Source organism: Pseudomonas sp. NPDC088885 (assembly GCF_044750025.1).
Lineage (GTDB): Bacteria > Pseudomonadota > Gammaproteobacteria > Pseudomonadales > Pseudomonadaceae > Aquipseudomonas > Aquipseudomonas rustica.
This window is the reverse complement of record NZ_JBIVJB010000174.1, coordinates 1-4,591: the sequence shown is the minus strand read 5'-3', so window position 1 is coordinate 4,591 and position 4,591 is coordinate 1. Positions and strand designations below refer to the sequence as shown.

The 4,591-nt window shown below is 58.0% G+C and carries 6 protein-coding genes and 1 tRNA gene; 2 read left to right on the top strand and 5 right to left on the bottom strand.

What is annotated here, in order from left to right:
* On the top strand, positions 1–167 hold a 167-nt coding region (locus ACIP1X_RS27865), incomplete at its 5' end, for a cold-shock protein (RefSeq protein ID WP_400755877.1).
* A gap of 97 nt (positions 168–264) precedes the next feature.
* On the top strand, positions 265–753 hold the full coding sequence (locus ACIP1X_RS27860) for an RDD family protein (protein ID WP_400755876.1): 489 nt from the start codon (positions 265–267) through the stop codon (positions 751–753).
* A gap of 136 nt (positions 754–889) precedes the next feature.
* Here ACIP1X_RS27860 and nadA read toward each other — a convergent pair whose 3' ends face one another.
* The 5 genes from nadA to ybgF form a co-directional block, all read right to left on the bottom strand.
* Entirely contained in the window at positions 890–1,948 is a 1,059-nt protein-coding gene (nadA, locus tag ACIP1X_RS27855) for a quinolinate synthase NadA (RefSeq protein ID WP_008080237.1), read from the bottom strand.
* A 271-nt stretch (positions 1,949–2,219) separates the two neighbouring features.
* Positions 2,220–2,295 (bottom strand) — tRNA-Lys (locus tag ACIP1X_RS27850).
* A gap of 62 nt (positions 2,296–2,357) precedes the next feature.
* Positions 2,358–3,050, bottom strand: a complete 693-nt coding sequence (gene queC, locus ACIP1X_RS27845; RefSeq protein WP_053123071.1) for a 7-cyano-7-deazaguanine synthase QueC — start codon at positions 3,048–3,050, stop codon at positions 2,358–2,360.
* A gap of 1 nt (position 3,051) precedes the next feature.
* Entirely contained in the window at positions 3,052–3,699 is a 648-nt protein-coding gene (queE, locus tag ACIP1X_RS27840; RefSeq protein ID WP_400755875.1) for a 7-carboxy-7-deazaguanine synthase QueE, read from the bottom strand.
* A 166-nt stretch (positions 3,700–3,865) separates the two neighbouring features.
* Positions 3,866–4,591 (bottom strand): tol-pal system protein YbgF (gene ybgF / locus ACIP1X_RS27835; protein WP_400755874.1); only part of this gene is annotated, 726 nt, incomplete at its 5' end.

Genomic DNA, 4,591 nt, shown 5'->3' with positions numbered 1-4,591 from the left:
AAGGTTTTGGTTTTATCACTCCAGAAAGCGGTCCGGATCTGTTCGTGCATTTCCGCGCCATTCAGGGCAACGGCTTCAAGAGCCTGAAAGAAGGCCAGAAAGTGACTTTTGTTGCTGTGCAAGGCCAGAAAGGCATGCAGGCTGACGAAGTACAAGCAGAAGCCTAATCTTCTGTAACGAAAAAGCCCCTGATATTGATATCAGGGGCTTTTTTGTGCGCGCGAACCCGTAAAATGGCGCTTCCTTTCGCGTCCAGAGGCTGCCATGTCGAAAAACCTGCTCACTCCCCAGGGCGATTTTCCTGCCGTTGGCCTGGGCCGTCGTCTGGCCGCGATGTTCTATGACTTTCTGCTGTGCACGGCACTGTTGATCGTCACCGGTTTCATTTACAAACTGATCCAGGCCGCGATCATCGGCGAAGAACGCCTGCGCGTGCTGACCGATGCCGGAAAAATGGACGGCGATCCGCTGTATTCCACCGTCCTGCTATTGGTGTTGTTCGCCTTCTTCGCCAAGTTCTGGACACATGGCGGGCAGACACTGGGCATGCAGGTGTGGGGGATTCGCGTGCAGAACGCAAACGGTACAGCGATCAGCCTGTGGCAGGCACTGTTGCGGTTTATGGTGTCGATTGCGTCGTGGCTGTGCGTGGGGCTGGGTTTCTTCTGGTCGCTGTACGACAAGCAGAAACGCACGTGGCATGACATCTATTCGGATACGCGCCTCGTACGAATCCCGAAAAAGACCAAATAACTTCCAGACGCCGAATACCAATGTGGGAGCGGGCTTGCTCGCGAAGGCGTCGTATCAGTCAATTTCAATGGTGACTGATACGCCGCTTTCGCGAGCAAGCCCGCTCCCACATTTGATTTGCGTGGCCTGGAAGATGCTACGCGTTACCGGCGAGCTTCATCCGTGCTGCCTGGGTGAAGTCGAGCATGCGCTTCAACGGACGAATCGCCTGCGGAATCAGCGCCGGATCGACAAAGATCTCGTTCGTGCCTTCCTTCAAGCTCTTCAGCGTGCGCTCAAGGGTGTTCATGGCCATCCACGGGCAATGTGCGCAACTGCGGCAAGCTGCGCCGTTACCGGCGGTTGGCGCCTCGATGAAGACCTTGTCCGGGCACAGCTGCTGCATCTTGTAGAAGATGCCACGGTCGGTCGCAACGATCAGCGTCTTGTTCGGCAACGACTGTGCAGCGGCAATCAGCTGACTGGTCGAACCCACGGCGTCTGCCAGCTCGATCACCGAGGTCGGTGACTCCGGGTGCACCAGAATCGCGGCGTCCGGGTACAACGCTTTCATGTCTTCGAGCTGCTTGGACTTGAACTCCTCGTGGACGATACAGGCACCGTCCCACAACAGCATGTCGGCGCCAGTCTTGCGCTGGATGTACGTCCCCAGGTGCTTGTCAGGGCCCCAGATAATCGTCTCGCCGTTGTCCATCAGGCTTTCGACGATCTCCAGCGCGCAACTCGATGTCACCACCCAGTCGGCCCGGGCTTTAACAGCAGCAGAGGTGTTGGCGTAGACCACCACCGTACGCTCCGGGTGCTGATCGCAGAACGCCGAGAACTCATCGACCGGGCAACCCAGATCCAGCGAGCAGGTCGCCTCAAGCGTCGGCATCAGCACGCGTTTTTCCGGGTTGAGAATCTTCGCGGTCTCGCCCATGAACTTCACGCCGGCGACCACCACGGTCTTGGCCGGGTGGGCGTTGCCGAAGCGCGCCATTTCCAGGGAGTCGGACACGCAACCACCGGTTTCTTCGGCCAGAGCCTGAATCACCGGGTCGCAATAAAAGTGGGCAACCAGCACCGCGTCCTGAGCCTTGAGCTCGGCGGCGATGGCGGCACGGTAATAAGCCTCTTCCTCAGCCGTCAGCGGTTTGGGCTGCTTGGCATCGAGGTGGGCTTGAACCAGAAGGCGTTCGGAAATCTGCGTCAGGTTCGCAAGACCTGCAGGCGCGTTCGCGCGAAAGTCGAGTATACACCCGGCTCCGGACCGCTTGAGGGTACCGCCGGGAGAGTGAGTATTATCAGGCACGGACAGCATTGAAGCTGCGCAAGGCTACAGAATATCCCGTTGATACAAAAGATCATTCTGACCTGCGTCAGCGCTGCTGACACTGAAACGACGCGGGGCCGAATTGCAGGCAAAAAAAAACCCGGAAATCCTCACTTGCGTGGGCCTTCCGGATTTTCTAAACCGCCAAAAATGGTGGGTCGTGTGGGATTCGAACCTACGACCAATTGGTTAAAAGCCAACTGCTCTACCAACTGAGCTAACGACCCGCTGTGTGGTGGCGCGTATAATACTGATTTTTAAGGACTATTCAACACCTTTTTGAAAATAATCAAAAATAAGGTGTTGGGTCGTCCACACCAGCGGCCGCGAAGCCTTCCGCACGCAGGCGGCAGCTGTCGCATTTGGCGCACGCGCGGCCTTCATCGTCGGCCTGATAGCAGGAAACGGTGAGACCATAATCAACGCCCAGCTTCACGCCGGCCTGGACGATCTGCGCCTTGCTCAGGTTCTGCAACGGCGCCTGGATGCGGAAGCCATTGCCTTCCACGCCAGCCTTGGTTGCCAGGTTGGCCATGCGCTCGAACGACTCGATGAACTCGGGACGGCAATCCGGGTAACCGGAATAGTCCACCGCGTTGACACCGATAAAGATGTCGCGCGCGCCAAGCACTTCTGCCCAACCCAATGCCAACGACAGGAACACGGTGTTACGTGCCGGCACGTAGGTCACCGGAATGCCTTCGCCGAGTTCTTCCGGAATGTCGATGCTGGTGTCGGTCAGGGCCGAGCCGCCCATGCCGTTCAGGTTCAGGCCAATCACTTTGTGCTCGACCACACCCAAATCGCGGGCGACGCGTGCAGCGGCGTGCAATTCGGCGTGGGAGCGCTGACCGTAGTCGAAGCTCATGGTGTAGCAGGCGTAACCCTCAGCACGGGCCATGGCCACGACCGTTGCCGAGTCGAGACCACCGGACAGCAGGATTACCGCACGTTTTTCGTTAGTGTTCAGTTGTTCAGTCATATCAGCGCCCCGGCTCATCATTCCATAGATATTTATGCAGCTGCAGTTGCAACCGCACTGGCAGGTTGTCTGCCACCACCCAGTCCGCCAGATCCCTGGCATTGAGGTCATGATGACTTGGCGAAAACAGCACTTCGCCCGCACGTCGATCAAGCCCGTACTGAATCAGTTTCGATACCGCCCAGTCATAGTCTTCCCGCGAGCAGATGACAAACTTCACCTGATCGTTGGGAGTCAGCAATTCGATATTTTCGTAACGGTTGCGATGGGCTTCTTTCGAACCCGGCGTTTTCAGGTCAACCACGCGACTGACGCGCGAATCGACCGCCGAGACGTCGAGGGCGCCGCTGGTTTCCAGCGAGACCTCGTAACCGGCATCACACAACTGTTTAAGCAGAGGAATGGCATTGGGTTGCGCCAGCGGCTCACCGCCGGTGACACAAACGTAGCGCGGACGAAATCCGGCCACTTGCTCGAGGATGTCGTCGAGGCTGCGCACGGTGCCGCCACTGAACGCATAGGCGCTGTCGCAGTATTGGCAACGCAAAGGGCAACCGGTCAGGCGCACAAAAACAGTGGGCAGCCCGGCAGTCCGCGTTTCCCCCTGCAAAGAGTAGAAAACTTCGGTGATTCTCAATGTGTCTTGCATAGTCGCCACGGGCGTAACAGCTAAACAGGCTGTCCGCCTCCGTCAGGCACTTCAGGCAATCCCGCCAACGCGTAGACCGCAAGAAGCGTGTTTCAGAAAAAGGGCGTGAATTCTAACGAAAAAACCCGCGACAAGCGCGGGTTTCTTCTTGAAAGGTCAAACGGCCTTACATGCGTTGCAGGTCGCGTTGGGCCAACTGAGCGGCGGAGGTACCCGGATATTGGGCCACCACCTGCTGCAGAATGCCTTTGACCTTGTCGGTGTGACCAAGGCGGCGCTCTACATCAGCCAGCTTGTACAGCGAATCCGGCACTTTGGCGTGCTTGGGATACAGCTGCGAAACCTTGGCGAAAGCCTGACCTGCACCTTGCAGATCGCCTTTGGCCAGGTTGACTTCGCCCAACCAGTACTGGGCGTTGCCCGCGTATTGGCTGTTCGGGTATTTGCGCAGGAAAGCGGCAAAAGCCTGGCTGGCCTTGTCGAAATCCTTGGCTTTGATCAGGTCGAAAGCGGCATCGTAATACAGCTTTTCTTTGGCCGGATCAGCCGGTTCGCTACCCGCAGCCGGGGCCTGGGTTGCTGCAGCAGCAGCCCCTGCACCAGCGGCAGCACCGGCAGCAGCGCTTGCGTCGCCACCGGCAGAAGAATTCTCGGGAGTCGCGGCAGGTGCAGCACCGGATCCTATGCGCCGATCAAGATCCTGGTATCGCTCCAGGGATTCCTGCTTCATGCGCGCAACCTGATTTTGCAGTTCTTCAATCACGCCTTGCTGGCGCGAGATCTGATCCTGCATCTGTTGCAATTGGTTGAACAGCATGCCTTGTGCCGAGGCAGGGGCCGAAGCCGCTCCCCCGGCATAGGCGCCGTTCGTACCGTAACCTGCAGGCGGATA

What these genes read in the sequence shown, in the direction of transcription:
- queC (WP_053123071.1), bottom strand. Translation starts at nt 3,050, where the DNA reads ATGACTGAACAACTGAACACTAACGAAAAACGTGCGGTAATCCTGCTG.
- queE (WP_400755875.1), bottom strand. Translation starts at nt 3,699, where the DNA reads ATGCAAGACACATTGAGAATCACCGAAGTTTTCTACTCTTTGCAGGGG.
- ACIP1X_RS27860 (WP_400755876.1), top strand. Translation starts at nt 265, where the DNA reads ATGTCGAAAAACCTGCTCACTCCCCAGGGCGATTTTCCTGCCGTTGGC.